This is a genomic window from Nostoc sp. LEGE 12454 (assembly GCF_056620565.1).
Window position 1 is genome coordinate 1 of the sequence record NZ_JBWQXL010000076.1, and the last position, 17,036, is coordinate 17,036.

Genomic DNA, 17,036 nt, shown 5'->3' on the forward strand with positions numbered 1-17,036 from the left:
TCGCCAACGCAAACATCGCCTTCACCATGATCCAATTACCGCAATACAAGGTTTGGTCAATCAACATACAGAAATTCTCTCTGTGCTTGAGTCTCAAGCCCTAAAATACCAATTAGATAGCTAGGGGGAGGTAGGGGAGCAGAGGGGCAGAGGGGCAAGGGGGCAAGGGAGCAGGGGGAAAATTCTTAACTCCTAACTCTTTACTTAGCACTCAGCACTCAGAACTGTTTTGCCCAATGCCCCATTGCCAATTCCCCATTCCCCATTCCCAATTCTCCATCGCAAAATTATGTCAACTATTTTAGTTACGGGAGGAGCCGGATACATTGGCTCTCATGCTGTATTAGCTCTGAAAAACGCGGGTTATAAAGTAATCGTTTTAGATAATCTATCGAACGGACATAGAGAACTTGTAGAAGAAGTTTTGCAGGTAAACTTGATTATTGGAAATATGAGCGATCGCACTCTTCTTGATGACATATTTTCAACTCACAATATAGCTGCGGTTATGCATTTTGCTGCTTATATCGCAGTGGGTGAATCTGTCACAGATCCAGCCAAATATTACCATAATAATGTTGCAGGTACTCTAACACTTTTAGAAGCAATGCTTGCTGCGTCAGTTAAGAAATTTATCTTTTCTTCTACTTGCGCTCTTTATGGTGTACCAAAGTTTGTTCCCCTTACCGAAGACCATCCACAAGATCCCATTAGTCCCTATGCTACTAGCAAGTGGATGGTAGAACGAATTTTATCAGATTTTGATGCAGCCTACAATTTAAAGTCTGTACGTTTCCGTTACTTTAACGCCGCAGGTGCTGACCATAATGGGTTGCTGGGTGAAGACCACGAACCTGAAACTCATCTCATACCATTAGTACTGCTAACTGCTTTTGGTAAGCGTGAATCTATTTTGATTTTCGGCACTGATTACCCTACCCCAGATGGTACTTGCATCCGCGATTATATTCATGTGGCTGACTTGGCACAAGCCCATATTTTAGGTTTGGAATATCTGCTCAAAGGTGGAGAGAGCGAAGTATTTAATCTAGGAAATGGCAGTGGTTTTTCAGTCAGAGAAGTGATAGAAACTGCTCAAGAGATAACAGGCAAAGAAATTAAAATAGAAGAACGCGATCGCAGACCAGGCGACCCTCCTATTTTAGTTGGCAGCAGCGACAAAGCAACTAAAGTTTTGGGTTGGCATCCAGAATATCCTCAGCTGAACGAAATTATCGCCCATGCTTGGCAATGGCATCAACAACGACATAAGTAAAGACATTTTAAAACATTCTGTAAGGCTTAGGAATTCATTCTTTAGGTACTCGTAAGCCAATCGTAGAACTTGTTTAAATTAAAAAATGACTCAAAACAGGTAACAGTTAGTATTAGTTAATGAGTGTAATCGAGTTTCAAAATTTCCCTAATGCACAGCAGTGCCAAAAAAGTACACTGCCCTCTTTAGGGCTAGTTTGCATCACCTCGGACAAACAAGTGCGCTTTCGGACAATGACACGCACCCGATACTTAAAACTTTCCCTTAGCGATCGCGAAAGTGCCCTGAGCGAACTGTATCGGCATAATTTACAACGCTTACATGATGCCCTCTCCTTTTGTCAGCAAAATAAAATTCAGCTTTATCGGATGTCTTCTAATTTATTTCCCCTAAGTGACTTAGAAGACAAAATCGGTGTAAATATATTAGAGGCAATGAGCGCTGATTTAGCAACAATCGGCCAACGAGCAAATGCATTGAGCATCAGAATGGTGTTGCATCCAGATCAATATGTAGTGCTAAGTTCTGATTCTCCTGAAGTGGTACAGGCAAGTATCAATAATTTAGCAGGACATGCACGTATACTTGACTTACTGCGATTACCGCGATCGCCTTGGTCATTGATGAATATTCATGGTGGCAAATCTCAACGGGCTGAACAACTAGTAAAAGTAATTTCCGAACTACCAGAAAACATCAAAAGTCGCTTGACTCTAGAAAACGATGAATACGCCTATAGTGCCGATGAAATTTTAGCAGTATGTCAGCAAGCTAATGTGCCGATGGTATTTGATGCCCATCATCATATTTGTCACGAAAATTTGGATAGCTACGATCATCCGAGTGTAGCATCCATGTTTTACGCAGCGCGAGAAACTTGGAAAAATCCAGATTGGCAATTAGTCCATATTTCCAATGGCGAGCAAGCTTTCAATGACAGAAAACACAGCGACTTGATTACCGATATGCCTAACGTCTATTACCAAGCACCGTGGATCGAAGTCGAAGCCAAACAAAAAGAAGAAGCGATCGCACTTTTGCGTTCTTCGTGGCTAATGAACAATAATTGTACGTAAATTAGAGACATCTAGTTTATGTTCTCTGCACCTCTGCTGTTGTGTCTGGGTTAACCACAGTGAAACTTAGAGGATGTTTGAAAAGTTTTCTTCTCGGTAACAAAACGTTCTAGATCCCCCTAAATCCCCCGATAAATTGGGGGACTTTGATTCCGGTTCCCCCTTAAAAAGCTACAGTGTACACACAAGTCTTTTAAAGTTGCTATGTAACGTAGGGTGGGTTAATTTTTGTAGGTCGATGTAACAAAGGTGCAGGTCGATGTAACAAAGATGCAGGACGATGCAACAAAGGTGCAGGTCGATGCAACAAAGATGCAGGACGATGCAACAAAGATGCAGGTCGATGTAACAAAGGTGCAGGACGATGCAACAAAGATGCAGGTCGATGCAACAAAGGTGCAGATCGAGAGACTTGTGTGTACACCGTAGCCTTAAAAAGAGGGGCTAGGGGGGAGCAGTTAGTGCCTAAAATCACATAACCACTTTTCAAACAATCTCTTACACGTTTACAGTCTCATTTATGGTTAATACTTCACTTAATTGGTCTATAAACCATTTTATAAAAGCTTTATTTTGAGGTGATTATCTATAGCTAAATTGCTTATGTCTCTTGATAGATTAAATCAAAATTAAAAAGACCAAAATAATAATATGCAGAGATGAAAACAACCTATAAATTATTAGTTTTATGCAAAAAATTTATGGCAATGTTCAGGGAATAAAAGCTAGTCAGATTAAACGACTGCAAGAGCTTTATGAGCAAAATCAACCAGCAGATAGATTTATTACGCCAGAATTTGCTCAAGCCTTAGCTACAATCAGTCAACAAATTCATCACCCGATTTGTTGTTATCTCAATCGGCGTGGGCAAGTTATCCGAGTTGCTGTAGGAACACCAAATCAAACTCAAATTCCACCTGAAGAATTACCCCGCCGCAGTGCAGAACGTTTGAGCGGAATCCGTTGTATTGCTACTCAAGTTAAATCAGAACCACCTGATGAAGCAGCATTGATTGCAATGATGCGTCAGCGCTTAGATGCTCTTGTGATGTTAACCGCAATTGATGGCGAAGCAAAAGAAGCTTTTCTAACTTACCTTTTCCCTGATTCAGAAAGTCCTTGGGTAATTTCACCTCCTCTAAGTTTGGACGATCTAACCGAACAGGAATTTGATGAACTAGTTCACGAATGGGAAAGAGAAATTGTTGACGCAGGGGATGGAATATTCCTATCTCAAGAAATTGTTTCCGACCAAGATAGAGTGCTGCTGGTAGGAGTGCAAACAGAAGATGTCTCAGTTCAACGATTTGAAGATGGACTTGCAGAACTGGTACGTTTGGTTGAAAGTGCTGGAGGAATTGTACTTGATACAATGCGGCAAAAGCGCGATCGCATCCATCCCCAAACAGTGGTTGGTAAGGGAAAAATTGAAGAAATCACGCTTTTAGCTCAAAAACTCAGAGCTAATCTCATCGTTTTTGACCGAGATATTTCTGCATCTCAAGCCCGTAATTTAGAACAAGAGATTGGCATCCGAGTTGTAGATCGCACGGAAGTAATTCTGGATATTTTCGCTCAACGCGCTCGCACTCAAGAGGGTAAATTACAAGTAGAACTGGCGCAACTCGAATATATGTTACCTCGGCTACGCGGCCGCGGTCAGGAAATGTCTCGATTAGGTGCGGGGATTGGTACGCGAGGGCCTGGTGAAACCAAACTAGAGACAGAAAGGCGAACAATTCAACGGCGAATTGCTCAATTACAGGAAGAAGTAAACCAATTACAAGCACATCGCGCCCGGATTAGACAACAACGACAACAGCAACAAATTCCGGTTCTGGCATTAGTTGGTTATACCAATGCTGGTAAATCTACTTTGCTGAATGTGTTAACCAATGCGGAGGTTTTCACCGCAGATCAACTATTTGCTACCCTCGACCCAACAACCCGCAAGGTGGTAATTACAAAACCAGAAACACAAGAACGCCGCTCAATTTTGCTCACAGATACTGTAGGGTTTATTCACGAACTCCCACCACCACTGATGGATGCATTTCGCGCCACATTGGAGGAAGTAGTTGAGGCAGATGCCATGATTCATGTCGTGGATTTGTCCCATCCAGCTTGGGAAAGCCATATTGCAAGTGTGCTGGAAATACTCGAAGAAATGCCTGAGATTCCCGAAAAAAGTTTGCTTGCTTTTAACAAGGTTGACAAAGTAGATAGCGAAACCTGGGCTAGAGTTCAACAAGATTATCCCGAAGCTGTGTTTATATCTGCAACCCAGCACTTGGGTTTAGAGACTTTAAAAATGCGATCGCTGCAACTAATAGACGAACCCGTTAAAGCGATTGCAGTCTCACAAAATTCATACTAACAAGAAGAAATTATATGATACCGACTATCATTGTTCACGGTGGAGCAAAAACCATCACAGACGACAAAGTTGCAGCCAATAATGCAGGCTGTACAGCAGCAGCAGAAGCTGGTTGGGCAGTACTAATTAGCGGAGGTACTGCCGCAGAAGCTGTGGAAGCAGCTACTCGTGTTTTGGAAGCTGACCCGACATTTAACGCTGGTCTTGGTGCAACTCTCAACAGCGACGGAGAAGTGGAGTTAGACGCGGCGATCATGGAAGGCTCATTATGTTGGGGAGCGATCGCAGCAGTTCAGGGTGTACGTCATCCAATCTCGGTTGCCCGAAAAATTATGGATGAAAAACCCAGGCTGCTAGTAGCGCGGGGTGGAGAACGCTTCGCTATAGATTGTGGTGCTGAAATGTGTAAAAAAGAAGACTTAATAGCCGAGGAGCAATGGCAGCAGTGGAAGGAAGATCGGAAAGTTATCGATCGCCCCAACACCATAGGTTGTGTTGCTTTAGATGCTAGCGGTGTTTTAGCTGCTGGCACTTCAACTGGCGGGACTACAAAGCAGCAATGTAGCCGCGTTGGTGACAGTGCAATCGTTGGCTGTGGCTTATACGCTGATAATAAATTCGGCGCTTGCTCAACAACAGGTGATGGTGAGTCGATTATCCCGGTGGTTTTGGCTAAAACTGCAATCGATTTTTTGACTGGCGATCGGCATCCAGATGAAGCCGCACAGATGGCGATTGACGCTTTGGTTTCTAAGGTTAAAGGTGAAGCTGGGTGCATCCTCATAGACCGTCAAGGACGCGTTGGTTGGGCCTATAATTCATCACACATGGCTTGTGCTTATATGACCGCAGGACAAGACAAGGTGGCTGTCTTTACCAAGAAATAACTCATATCAATTCGCGATCGGCTACGCTCAGATAATGCGTAATTAATGAAGCCAAATTACATCTGAATTTTCAAGTTTAAATATACAGCTTAATTTTTTCAAGTTGATATTATTTGGAAATCCAGGAAACTCGTTTTCTAAAAAAAACCGCATCCTCTTTGTGGATGCGGTTTCTCGGAGGACTAGATGAATTTAAAATATAACTTTCAATACTTTCAAGGGAATTCTCTTTCTGACTTGTTTGCTGAAGATATCACAGATGCATCTTATGGGTTTATTTTAAATTACCCTGCAACTGCCAGTTGGGCTGCTTATCCTAACCGAAAAAAATATTTTATTCAAGATGGCAGTAGTGAAGCCACCAAAACCTCCTTCGACAAGATTTGTCAGAAGGAACCGTGGAAAAATCTGGCTGTATTAGGCGATCGCATTCCTGGAATTGTGATTATTCCACCACCAAAGTCTCTGCTTGAATACTGGCAAGAACATTTCGGCAGCGACTCCAATCGATCGATGATGGATTGCTCAACTTATTTGGATGACCTCAGCCAGGGCGAACATTTTGACAAACTCATCACTTTATTTCCCTTCGATCGTCTAAAACCTGAAAAACACGCTGTTGATTCAGACACCCATTACCGCTTACTTAGCAAAGTAACGCTAGACCAACTGGGGGTGCAATGTCCAAAATACGAAAGCTACAATTTGCATGAAGTCAATCTCGAAGATATTAAATTACCAGAATTTCCCTATTTAATTAAAACGTCCCACGGACTATCAGGAGAAGGTACTTATATTATCAAAAGCTCCAGCGATTTGAACTACTGTTTTGAAGAAATCAGGAAATATCTTGATATTCAGTTGCTCGATACGATTATTGTTTCGGAGTTCGTCAAGAATGAGGTGCAGAATTACTGCGTACAGTTCTATGTCAACAAGTTAGGAGAGATAACCCTCATCGGCACTACCAGCCAACTCGTCACTCCAGAAGGCAACTATTTAGGCGGACTGATTGACTACCGCAACACTGATATGAGCAAGTTTTTTGAGATGATTGCTGCCATTGGTCAGTATGCTCACAAACAGGGTTATTTCGGCGTGATTGGCTTTGATGTGCTGGAAGATCCAGACGGACAATTTTATGCGATCGATGCCAATTTTCGAGTCAATGGATCGACTCCATTGTGCTTGCAGCGTCACACCCTACTGGGACTAGGAAAGGAAGTAGCTAAATATTCCAGTGACTACCGTATGGAAGGAACGTTAGATTCAATTTTAGTGGCCTTAAAACCAGAACTAGATCGCAAAGACTTAATCATTCTGTCGGCTTTAGAGAAAGCTAAATACGGAAAAATCTATACTGAAATTTATGCGATCGCTACTGGAGAAAGTATCAAAGAAATGCAGCAGATCGAGCAGCAATTACAGGATAAGGGATTACAATGGCTCCCTTAAACACCGCCACTGTTGATATAGCAATCCTAAATATTTGTGAAATTCTCTGTTTCTTTTCTTGGCGATCTTGGCGACTTGGCGGTTCGATAGTTTTCACAACTCAAATAGGATTGCTATATCTGGCATTATCAAGTTTCATTTATCCTCATATAAATTGAAATTTTTGCCTAATTTTTCAATGAATTAACTTGTTTTATACAAGGAAAATAGACAATGAAAAGAAATAACTTAGAATACTACGATTTAAACGCAGATAAATGGTGGAAGGAAGAAGAAACTTTATATCTTTCTAACCATCTTAACAAGTCAAGATTCGAGTTTTTTTCAAAATTCGTGCCAGATTGGAAAGGATTGAAAGTTTTAGATATTGGTTGTGGAGGAGGATTAGCTTGTGAATTTGTAGCTAATCTAAACGCGGATGTATCTGGAATAGATTTATCTTTCAATTCAATTATAATAGCCCAAGAACATGCTAGAGCAAGTAATTTAAAAATTGATTATCAGCGAGCATTAGCTGAAAACCTCCCTTACGAAGAAAATAGTTTTGATGTTGTTTTGTGCTTTGACGTATTAGAACATGTTGAAGATTGGAAAAAAGTTATTTCAGAAGCTTATAGAGTTTTAAAATCAGATGGATTATTTTTGTTTGACACAATTAATAGAAATTTTAAGTCTAAATTTATAATGATTTGGCTTTTAGAAGATACCCTAAATCATATACCGCCTGGACTTCATGACTGGAATAAGTTTATTAAACCCCAAGAAATGATAGAAGTAATGAAAAAGGCTGGCTTTGCAGATTTTGAAATTAAAGGATTTGATTTGACGGGTGGGAGTAGCTTTAAAACATTGAAAAATATCCTGCTTAAAGGCTTAAATAATCAAATTAAAGGTGAAAAAGCAGAATTATTTGAGATAAAAATTAATAATGATACTTCTATTTGCTACATTGGTCAAGCAGTTAAACCAAGCTGATAAAGCATAAATTTTATTTTTGATGCACTCTTTTATAGATAAAACTTTTCAAAAAATATAAATCTCAAATAGATAATTTTCACTTCATTTAAATATATTTAATCAGGAGAAGAGACATGAAATTTCAAATAGAATGTAATACAGGCAAAATTAGTAAAATATGTTTAATTTGCCAGCAAAATTCTCAGACAGGTCGAGCCAGGTTAATTGTATGCAATGACCAAGGCGAAGGCTATGGAGATATATGCCATCAATGTATAGGGAAAGGTGGTAATTGGGTTCAACTTCAACTCCAAAAATTCAGCCATCAACTACTAACTTGAAAATTATTTTAAGGATATTAAATATTTATAGTAAGCGGCTGTAGCCTTTAAAATAGTGCCCCTTGGACTTATATCCGTATGCACAGTGGGCAATGGAACGTAGGTTATAGCGATGAAGAATTATCTACATGGGTTGAGCATATCCGTTCATTTCTAATGCAGGAGATTGACGTTTACGTGTATTTCAACAACGACCCCGATGGAAACGCTATTCGTGATGCTCAACGACTCTATAGTTTGCTGGGATGTTGTTGAAATACATAATTGAAAACTTATTATTCCACTTCTATCAGATCGGTTGACTGCTTCATTGGGAATAAGAATCGCATTAGCTGACTCAGTGGTATAGAGCGTTGCTCCTGAACAAAAACTAAAGGTACAAGTGCAACCATGCGTAGTAAGCCTGAGAGAACAAACAACCCCAGTAAACCCGCAATACCGGGCAGAGTTGCTAGAAAGCTACCGACAGTAATACCCATTGCTCCAGTGATACCAGCAATTGCAGCTGCGATCGCAAAATAACTCGACTGATTACGCAACGGTGCTATTCCCATCATCAAATTGTTGGTACATAAATCAATTGCTGCCCACGTTGCGCCAGCTAGTATGTGCAACAAGGGTAGCCAGATCCAAAAAGAAATGCGATCGCTTCCAACCAAGAGCCACAGCAGAGGTGTCACCGCCACCAAGACTCCCACTAATAATAGTAGTGGACGATTCCCAATTCGGTCGGCCAGTTTGCCCCACAAAAGCAGCATTAGCATATTCGCACCAGTTCCTAAGCCGTGATAAATCGTTACTACACTAATATCTATATCCAGGTTATCCAGCATATAGAGGTTAAAGAAAGGATTGCTGATGTTAACAGCAAAGCACCAGATGCTCAGGTAAAGCACAAACTTCAAAAAATTAGCATCTTTAAACAAGCTAAAATCTATTCCTTTGGGCTGTGGGTGTGATGTGTCTAAATCCCCAACTTTTAAAAGCTGCGGGTTTATATCAGTCATCCAGAACTGACAGCCCACACTGATTAGCCCTAAGATGATTCCTACAACCAAGACTGCACCATAACCTTGAAGGGTTCCACCAGGCCAAGCTGATACCGCTAAACCTAGCAGAGGCACACCAACAAGGTTAGTCAAGCCGAGAATACTATTGCGAAAGCCGAAATATCGCCCCCGCAACCGTTGAGGTACTAACACAGCTGACCACCCAAGCCAAGGCGCGCGACCAAAAGCTTCGATGATATTAGCTACTAAGAGAATTGCTAATGTCAACTGTACTACTTGGTATCCAGTAATACGAGATGAAGTAACCAACCAAATCGCTGGTAGAAGAATCAACCATAGCAGCCGTGACGGGACGAAAATACACATGAAATACCAACGGAAGCTGGTACTTCGATTTACCAAATACGCTCCCAGTGGTTGAAGCAGATTCACCATCTGAGGGATAGCCGCGAGTAGACCAATTTCGACTGGGCCAGCACCTAACTCTAGCAAGAAATTACTGAGCAACGCGCCGCCGATGATACTATAAAGAATCGCAGCAAAGAGACTTTCATAAGTTAACGCCTTGAGACTTTGGCGAATTTCTGGCTTAGGAATTTTTAGAAACAGTTTTGGAGTTGGGAAAAGTACCGTCTCTGTTAATGCCCTATCCTCTGAGATTTCTTGAATGGGGACAGGGGGAAGAGAACTAGCTTCTACTGAAATGTCATCTTCTTGGGGCTGAACCATATTATTTAGTCAATATTTAAAGAATTAAATTGTTATAGCTACTACTAGCCACAATTAGTAAAACTTATATAATATTTAATCAATAAGTTCTAAGGCATTGCAATTGCTTACTTATCCTGAAGAACTAGTCCATAGTAAGTATTGACTATAAACAGCTTGAACAGAAATAACTAATATACAGCAGTTTTCTTTTGCATGAGGTACAAAGTCACTGGTTTTGAGGCAGGAGGCAGAAGGCAGGAGGGAGAAGAATAATTTGATTTGTGAATCCTTGCTTCTGTACCTCATTTAGTTGCAAAGTGCTGTATAACTGGCGCTAGGCTTCCATCTCATAAGTCAATTATTTGACCTAAAGTTAATATAGATTTTGCTCAAAGCTTTAGTGTAATAAATTTAGCAGTTAATTAATATTTGGTGAAGAGAAAATAATCGGATTTTTTCAAAATCATTCTTGAGGATTAATACCTTTATATAGGAATATTAAAATTTAGCTCCCACTAGTACACATAGACATAAAGAATGCTGCATTTATCTAACCAATAGTTATGATTTGGGTTGAAATTCAAGTTATTTGAGTAGTCTTTTTAGATAATGTGGAGAGAAAATTTACCATATACACTGTTTGTCTATTTAACCTCCTAATTTCAGCGATGCCAAATAAGTAATCTAAAACCAATTGCATAAGTCTTGAGGAAATTATTCCACTGAAAATTTCTATCCTAAGGTATCATTGCTCATCCTACTGAATGTGTCACTATGGGCTACGCCCCGATAGAGGCGATCGCAACATCAGTAAAAAACTCTTTTATGGCACAAACAGAAATTAACGATATATCGGTAGATAGCTCCTTAGTCGATCCTGAAAAAGACCTGCTAGGAAATGCCAACTTTGCCAAGTATCTAGCAGACAGTATTTGCAAAATGACCTTTCCTGAAGGTTTCGTTATTGCAGTTTACGGTTCTTGGAACTCTGGCAAATCTACATTATTAAACTTTGTAGTTCACTATCTTCAGCAAAAGCCAGACGAGGAGAAACCAATCATCGTTCCTTTTAATCCTTGGTTATTCTCTGCGCATCAAAATATCACAAGACGCTTTTTTGACCAATTAAAAAACGTTTTAAGCCAACAGTCATCCGTACCAAAAGGTTTGAAAGAGAGACTAGCTGATTTTGCCGCCATTATTTCAGACATTCCTCTACCTTATGCTCAAACCGGCAAGGCATTAGCAGCATTATTGGACGAGAAGGACAAGGAAGCTGCCGAATTAAAAGAAGAAGTAGAAGATACGTTAGTACAGCAGCAACGGCGAATAGTCGTAACAATTGATGATATCGATCGGTTGCCTGCTGAAGATATCAAGCAGTTATTTCGTATTTTTAAAGCAATGCGAAATTTTACTAATCTTGTCTATCTGCTGGTTTTTGATAAAGAAGTTGTAATGAGAAAAATTGCAGATACTAAAGAAACATCTGAGGAAGCATACTTAGAAAAGATTATTCAAGTTAGTTTTGAGTTACCTAATCCTGATAAAACTTCACTTCGCAGGCTACTTTTTGAAAAACTTGATAATATATTTACGGAAACTCCAAAACAACAAATTAACCAAACTCGCTGGGGTGATATTTACTTTCAAGGAATAGAACACTTTCTTACTAACATCCGCGATATTACTCGTCTTATTAACACTTTAACAGTGACGTATCCAGTAGTAAAAGATGAAGTAAACCCTGTTGATTTTATTGCTATTGAGTCTTTGCGAGTCTTTTGCCCAAAAATTTATAGTATAATTCATCAAAATCCTCATATTTTTGTAGGAGAGGTAAACCTTTCAATAGACGAACTCAAGAATCTTCTGAATACCTGGATTGCTCAACTGCGAGATGAAGACAAGCAGCCTGTTAAAAACCTGCTAATACACCTTTTTCCTAAGTTAAAATTCATTTTGGGTAATACTTCTCTAGATGAAAAGCAAGAGTTGGAATGGCGCGAACAGCTACGTGTGTGTAGTTTAGAAATATTTCCTATTTACTTTCGTCTGTCGTTATCAGCAGGTGAATTATCTAATATTCAGATAAAAATTATCCTTGGTTGGGTTGAAAATCCAGAAAAATTTAGAAATTATCTCATAGAACTTGCTAAACAAAAACTTCCAAACGGCATAACGCAAGCCAGGGTATTTATAGAACAGCTAGAAAATTCCACTGAAGAAATTCCTGTGAATTACATCCCTTCAGTTGTAGAAGCTTTGTTTGATGTCAGCGAGCAATTATTATGTCAAGATGATGAATCTCATAGAATTCTTGCTTTTAGCAATGAAGTTATCATTAGCCGTTGTATCTCGCAACTCTTGCGTCAAATTAATGAAACATTACGGTTTGAGTTGCTAAAAAAAGTAATTACCCAAGGGAAAGCGTTACCAATAATTCATCATGAAATTGCAATACTAAAAGAGCAACATAGTCAATATGCTACAGATCAATCTAACTATGAAGAGAAATGGCTTGTGAACGCACAGCACCTCAAAGAACTAGAAGAAATGACTGCAAGAATATAGGTAAAAAATGATACTAGCTATAAATAATATAAACTCTGGATTTATCTATAGTGTTTCTTGGTTGAGTACAATAGACCTCTTGTAAAAGTCACTAACATCTCACCCCCAACCCCCTCCTCAAAGCATCGAAAGGGGGAGACAACGCGTAGCTTTGGCGGGGTGAGGTTCTTAGTTCTGATTTATGCAAGAGGTCTAATATAGTAACAAAAGTGGGTTAAAAATAAATTTACTTATTGGTAATAAAAACACTACTACTATAGGACTCCTATTTATTTTTGAACAACCAAGGTGGTTATAAGCTTGGTATACAAAAGTTTATTTCTCAGTATACTTAGCAAAATTCAAGTAGGATTCCCATAGATATATAAATATTCTATAACCCACGAAAGATTTAGATATCTTCAACACTTTCTAATATCAGGGAATATACTTTACTTACCACATTGCAGTCATGGAATCGTATGACGTTGTAATTATTGGCGCTGGTCATAATGGCTTAGTTTGTGCTGGCTACCTGCTAAAAGCTGGTTACAGCGTCCTGTTATTAGAAGGGCGATCGCTCCCTGGTGGTGGATGCACAACTGAAGAACTTATGCCTGATGAAGCACCTGGTTTTAAATTTAGTCCTTGCGCGATTAACCATCTGTTTATTTTCTTAGGGCCAGTTATTCAAGAGTTGGAACTGCATAAGTACGGCTTGGAATATCTTAGCTGCGATCCAGTTGCCTTTTGCCCCCATCCAGATGGCAAGTATTTCTTAGCTCACAAATCGGTGGAAAAGACTTGTGCAGAAATTGCCCGTTACAGTCAGCGTGATGCGGAAAAATACGCTGAATATGCCGATTTTTGGCAGCGCTTTATCACAGGGATTGCTCCTTTCTTCAATGCACCACCCAAATCAATTGTTGATATTGCTGGTAATTACAATCTCAATAGTCTGCAAGACTTATTTTCTCTTCTAGGTGGCTCTAACACAACCCTTGATTTACTGCGTACCTTACTCAGCAGTGCCACAGATAATATTAACGAGTACTTCGATTCGGAGTTTGTCAAAGCACCTCTGGCTAGACTCTCAGCCGAACTGAGTTCCCCTCCCTCGCAAAAAGCTATGTCTTTTGGGGCGATGATGATGATGTTGCGTCATAATCCTGGTATGGCAAGACCGCGTGGTGGTAGTGGTGGACTTGTGGAAGCTTTGGTGAAGATGGTAAAAGCTGAAGGTGGTACGATCCTCACCGACCAAAAGGTAGAAAAAGTCTTGGTAGATAATGGTAAAGCGGTTGGTGTGCGGGTTGCTGGTGGCAAAGAATATCGTGCCAACAAAGGTGTAATTTCAAGTATTGATGCCAAGCGCTTATTCTTGCAACTAATGGATACTAGCGATGTAGATAATAGCGATCGCAACTTGCGCGAAAGGTTAGATCGCCGCATCGTCAACAACAATGAAACCATCCTCAAAATTGATTGTGCTTTATCTGAACCATTGCGTTTTGTCCATCACAATCACCAAGATAACTATCTGATGGGTTCTATTCTGATTGCTGATTCCGTCAATCATGTAGAACAAGCTCATAGTCTGATTACTCTCGGCAAAATTCCTGATGAAGACCCATCAATGTATGTAGTAATGCCTACCGGACTCGACCCATCGATGGCACCGGAAGATAAACATACATTATGGATAGAGTTTTTTGCCCCTTATCAAATTGCTGGTGCACAGGGTACAGGTTTAAAAGGTACGGGTTGGACGGATGAACTGAAAAACAAAGTTGCAGACAAAGTGATTAATAAACTGGCGCAGTATTCGCCTAATCTGCAACATTCAATCATCGCCCGTCATGTCGAAAGTCCGGCTGAGTTGGGAGAACGGTTAGGGACTTATAAAGGTAATTATTACCACATCGATATGACCTTAGAACAAATGCTTTGCTTCCGTCCGTTGCCGGAATTAGCTAACTACAAAACACCAATTGATAACTTGTATCTTACTGGTGCTGGAAGTCATCCGGGTGGTTCAATTTCCGGTTTGCCGGGACGCAACTGTGCGCGTGTGTTTTTGCATAATGAGCAACCCATCGCCCAGAAAATCAAGGAAGCCGGAGGTTCAATTAAATCTGCGTTTGCATCTGTCTTGAGGAATGAATCAGACTAAAAGGCTGTTTGTAAAAAAAGTAAATAGCATCAGGATATTGCTTAATTTGAAAGTTGAGTCTGAAGTAGGGAAACTGCGAGAGATGAGATTTTGTAAAGCTTATTGAGCAAGTTCCTGATGCTTTTTTGCCCAAAGGTTCGAAAGTCTATAAGATTTTACAGATACTTCCTGTGACGCTTTCAGATTCCCCAATAGACAGAGAACTGAAACCGTAATAGTAACTAAGATGTGGATGTAGTAGAGTTATTCAGGAATATTTACAATGGCAACTGAAACGAACAAAGTGGTTGAATTATCTACTGAAGCTAAAGCCTATAACGGTGTCGATCGCAATGCTTGGATTTTTGGATGGAATCCGCAACAAGAGTTGTGGAATGGGCGTTTAGCGATGATTGGCTTTATTTCTTACGTACTTTGGGATTTAGCTGGCTATAGTTTAGTGCGTGACGTACTCCACTTGGTTCGATAATTCTTCACTGATGATTTATCCCCCCTTGGGGAAATAATTCAATAAATAACAATTTAGGAGCGTTGTAATAAATAAACTCGTGAATTAGAGTCTAATGCCGAGGTTATATATGGACGCACTAATACAATAATTACGAAGGAGAAAATATGATAACTAAAAACACAATACATGCATTAGGAGTATTTGCGAATTCTCAAGGAATAGAGCAGGCAATTAATGAATTGAAAACTGCAAATTTTCCGATGGAAAAAGTTTCTGTTATTGCTAAAGATGTAGAACAAGGTGAAAACTTAGGTGAGGCGCAGATAAGCGATCGCATTGGCGATCGAGATGTTGATACAACCGGAGCAGTAGGAGACACACTGACAGCAACTACTTGGGGTAGCGCGTTACTTGGTTTGAGTAGTCTGGCACTTCCCGGTTTAGGAGCCGTACTCGCAGCAGGTTCCGTAGGTGTAGCATTGGTTAGTAGCGTGGCAGGTGTTGCTGTGGGAGCCGCAGCAAATCAGAATTTACTGAAGGCATTAGGTGATTTAGGTATCCCTGAAGAGCGAGCCAGAGTTTATAGCGATCGCCTCCAGCAGAGTTATTATTTGCTTATACTAGAAGGCTCAGAAGAAGAAATTCATCGCGCCGAACCAATATTACGCGATCGGGGTATTGAATATTGGGGCGTTTATGATTCTCCGCAGGCTTCAAATAGTGAGGAAAATTAGCAATTTGTTCATAACAAAAATGCTTTTCACAGGTGTTACTATATCTGCGCATTAAATCCAGAATTTTTAACGAATTCTTATAGCGATTATTGTACGGATTATCTTAGGAAAAATAACGGAGTTCGCAAGATGTTTGAGATGCCGATTTGTAATCAGGTGGATGAAAGTCAGTTTTAATTCCATCGAGTTATTTCTACCTTTTTTGTTCATACTAAAGTTAGATCTAATCTTTGGGATTATAGGCGAAATTGTAATAAATAATCAAACAGGATAAAAACCATGAACACTGACAACGTAACCAATTCTAACAACACCGAACGGACAACACTTGAAGGTGGAAATAAAGAAGCTCTCAATCAAAAAACCTCTATCCAATTTTTACTTAGCACAACCCTGGGGGTATTAACAATTATCCTAGTTGCTGCAAGTGCTTATTACGGACTGATTCGGTTTTAATCCTATTTATTGAATCAGGAATTTTTTGTTTTTTGATAACATTAAATATCTTCAGATATAAAATGCTCCTCAGTAAAATATATGGTAGTGCTTTTAGTTTATTAAATCCCTTGTTTGGGTAAAAGCACTGCCATATTTTTCTGAGGCTTGAATTTTTCTTTTTCTCATCCAAAATGTTATCAAAAAACAATGTACGAGTCTATCGAGTTAATCGAAAAGCTAGTTACTGATATAGATAACTTCAATCGCTTGTGCCAACAAGAGATTCAGATTTGAGTGACACCTAAGCTTATCCACACCAGAAGAGTTTAAGCATCTTATTGATGTCAATTTGATGGGGCAAGTATATGGTGCGATGGTGGCGTTACTTCATCTTAAACGTGAAGGGCGGGGCGCACTGATCCATATATCTTCAATGGAAGGTAGGCGATCGCTTCCATATTAAAGTGCTTATACCATTTCTGTATGAAGCTGCGCTAAATTATTCACAAGGGTGTATTTGGTACAAGTGTGATGGGTCTCAAATTGCAAGTTGAGATTAAACAGAGCCGAGAAGAATTGGAAAAAGCTGTTAAATAT

The 17,036-nt window shown here is 39.8% G+C and carries 14 protein-coding genes and 2 pseudogenes; 14 read left to right on the forward strand and 2 right to left on the reverse strand.

The features are described from left to right. Positions 1 to 289 precede the first annotated feature (289 nt). Positions 290 to 1,276 (forward strand): UDP-glucose 4-epimerase GalE, encoded by a 987-nt coding sequence (gene galE, locus AC1F2U_RS33300; RefSeq protein WP_480265022.1) that lies wholly within the window; start codon positions 290 to 292, stop codon positions 1,274 to 1,276. Between the two features lie 119 nt (positions 1,277 to 1,395). After that, positions 1,396 to 2,352: a UV DNA damage repair endonuclease UvsE gene (gene uvsE / locus AC1F2U_RS33305; protein WP_480265023.1), complete on the forward strand. Its 957-nt coding sequence runs from the start codon at positions 1,396 to 1,398 to the stop codon at positions 2,350 to 2,352. A 202-nt stretch (positions 2,353 to 2,554) separates the two neighbouring features. On the opposite strand, the gene AC1F2U_RS33310 is transcribed toward uvsE, so the two are convergent. Then, complete coding sequence (locus AC1F2U_RS33310) at positions 2,555 to 2,776, reverse strand: hypothetical protein (RefSeq protein WP_480265024.1); 222 nt, start codon at positions 2,774 to 2,776, stop codon at positions 2,555 to 2,557. 264 nt (positions 2,777 to 3,040) lie between these two features. Here AC1F2U_RS33310 and hflX point away from each other — a divergent pair, with 264 nt between their 5' ends. The 6 genes and pseudogenes from hflX to AC1F2U_RS33340 all read left to right on the forward strand — a co-directional run. Further along, positions 3,041 to 4,729 (forward strand): GTPase HflX, encoded by a 1,689-nt coding sequence (gene hflX, locus AC1F2U_RS33315; RefSeq protein ID WP_480265025.1) that lies wholly within the window; start codon positions 3,041 to 3,043, stop codon positions 4,727 to 4,729. Between the two features lie 14 nt (positions 4,730 to 4,743). After that, positions 4,744 to 5,616 carry an isoaspartyl peptidase/L-asparaginase family protein gene (locus AC1F2U_RS33320; RefSeq protein WP_480265026.1) on the forward strand — a complete coding sequence of 291 codons (873 nt, stop codon included), beginning with the start codon at positions 4,744 to 4,746 and terminating at the stop codon, positions 5,614 to 5,616. 186 nt (positions 5,617 to 5,802) lie between these two features. Then, positions 5,803 to 7,071: an ATP-grasp domain-containing protein gene (locus AC1F2U_RS33325; protein WP_480265027.1), complete on the forward strand. Its 1,269-nt coding sequence runs from the start codon at positions 5,803 to 5,805 to the stop codon at positions 7,069 to 7,071. Between the two features lie 213 nt (positions 7,072 to 7,284). Then, positions 7,285 to 8,046 carry a bifunctional 2-polyprenyl-6-hydroxyphenol methylase/3-demethylubiquinol 3-O-methyltransferase UbiG gene (gene ubiG / locus AC1F2U_RS33330; protein WP_480265028.1) on the forward strand — a complete coding sequence of 254 codons (762 nt, stop codon included), beginning with the start codon at positions 7,285 to 7,287 and terminating at the stop codon, positions 8,044 to 8,046. A 116-nt stretch (positions 8,047 to 8,162) separates the two neighbouring features. Continuing rightward, positions 8,163 to 8,369: a hypothetical protein gene (locus tag AC1F2U_RS33335; protein ID WP_480265029.1), complete on the forward strand. Its 207-nt coding sequence runs from the start codon at positions 8,163 to 8,165 to the stop codon at positions 8,367 to 8,369. 69 nt (positions 8,370 to 8,438) lie between these two features. Next, a pseudogene (locus AC1F2U_RS33340) lies at positions 8,439 to 8,624 on the forward strand (DUF72 domain-containing protein); the annotation flags it as partial. A 20-nt stretch (positions 8,625 to 8,644) separates the two neighbouring features. Here the strand turns inward: AC1F2U_RS33340 and AC1F2U_RS33345 are convergent. Continuing rightward, positions 8,645 to 10,108 (reverse strand): MFS transporter, encoded by a 1,464-nt coding sequence (locus AC1F2U_RS33345; protein WP_480265030.1) that lies wholly within the window; start codon positions 10,106 to 10,108, stop codon positions 8,645 to 8,647. An 807-nt stretch (positions 10,109 to 10,915) separates the two neighbouring features. On the opposite strand from AC1F2U_RS33345, the gene AC1F2U_RS33350 reads away from it, so the two are divergent. The 6 genes and pseudogenes from AC1F2U_RS33350 to AC1F2U_RS33375 all read left to right on the forward strand — a co-directional run. Then, positions 10,916 to 12,664: a KAP family NTPase gene (locus tag AC1F2U_RS33350; protein ID WP_480265034.1), complete on the forward strand. Its 1,749-nt coding sequence runs from the start codon at positions 10,916 to 10,918 to the stop codon at positions 12,662 to 12,664. A gap of 451 nt (positions 12,665 to 13,115) precedes the next feature. After that, on the forward strand, positions 13,116 to 14,816 hold the full coding sequence (gene crtO, locus AC1F2U_RS33355; RefSeq protein ID WP_480265031.1) for a beta-carotene ketolase CrtO: 1,701 nt from the start codon (positions 13,116 to 13,118) through the stop codon (positions 14,814 to 14,816). Between the two features lie 262 nt (positions 14,817 to 15,078). Then, the gene (locus tag AC1F2U_RS33360) at positions 15,079 to 15,285 is read left to right on the forward strand and encodes a high light inducible protein (protein ID WP_322673011.1); all 207 of its coding nucleotides are present in this window, start codon (positions 15,079 to 15,081) and stop codon (positions 15,283 to 15,285) included. Positions 15,286 to 15,431: 146 nt separating this feature from the next. After that, entirely contained in the window at positions 15,432 to 16,001 is a 570-nt protein-coding gene (locus tag AC1F2U_RS33365) for a hypothetical protein (protein WP_480265032.1), read from the forward strand. Between the two features lie 279 nt (positions 16,002 to 16,280). Next, a complete protein-coding gene (locus tag AC1F2U_RS33370; protein WP_480265033.1) occupies positions 16,281 to 16,457 on the forward strand; it encodes a hypothetical protein in 177 nt (58 codons plus the stop codon). Between the two features lie 292 nt (positions 16,458 to 16,749). Next, positions 16,750 to 16,896 (forward strand): annotated as a pseudogene (locus AC1F2U_RS33375) (SDR family oxidoreductase); the annotation flags it as partial. Positions 16,897 to 17,036 lie beyond the last annotated feature (140 nt).

Coding starts and splice junctions, on each gene's coding strand:
- galE (WP_480265022.1), top strand. CDS start 290: ATGTCAACTATTTTAGTTACGGGAGGAGCCGGATACATTGGCTCTCAT.
- AC1F2U_RS33335 (WP_480265029.1), top strand. CDS start 8,163: ATGAAATTTCAAATAGAATGTAATACAGGCAAAATTAGTAAAATATGT.
- AC1F2U_RS33350 (WP_480265034.1), top strand. CDS start 10,916: ATGGCACAAACAGAAATTAACGATATATCGGTAGATAGCTCCTTAGTC.
- AC1F2U_RS33325 (WP_480265027.1), top strand. CDS start 5,803: ATGAATTTAAAATATAACTTTCAATACTTTCAAGGGAATTCTCTTTCT.
- uvsE (WP_480265023.1), top strand. CDS start 1,396: ATGAGTGTAATCGAGTTTCAAAATTTCCCTAATGCACAGCAGTGCCAA.
- hflX (WP_480265025.1), top strand. CDS start 3,041: ATGCAAAAAATTTATGGCAATGTTCAGGGAATAAAAGCTAGTCAGATT.
- AC1F2U_RS33360 (WP_322673011.1), top strand. CDS start 15,079: ATGGCAACTGAAACGAACAAAGTGGTTGAATTATCTACTGAAGCTAAA.
- AC1F2U_RS33370 (WP_480265033.1), top strand. CDS start 16,281: ATGAACACTGACAACGTAACCAATTCTAACAACACCGAACGGACAACA.
- AC1F2U_RS33320 (WP_480265026.1), top strand. CDS start 4,744: ATGATACCGACTATCATTGTTCACGGTGGAGCAAAAACCATCACAGAC.
- AC1F2U_RS33365 (WP_480265032.1), top strand. CDS start 15,432: ATGATAACTAAAAACACAATACATGCATTAGGAGTATTTGCGAATTCT.
- AC1F2U_RS33345 (WP_480265030.1), bottom strand. CDS start 10,108: ATGGTTCAGCCCCAAGAAGATGACATTTCAGTAGAAGCTAGTTCTCTT.
- crtO (WP_480265031.1), top strand. CDS start 13,116: ATGGAATCGTATGACGTTGTAATTATTGGCGCTGGTCATAATGGCTTA.
- ubiG (WP_480265028.1), top strand. CDS start 7,285: ATGAAAAGAAATAACTTAGAATACTACGATTTAAACGCAGATAAATGG.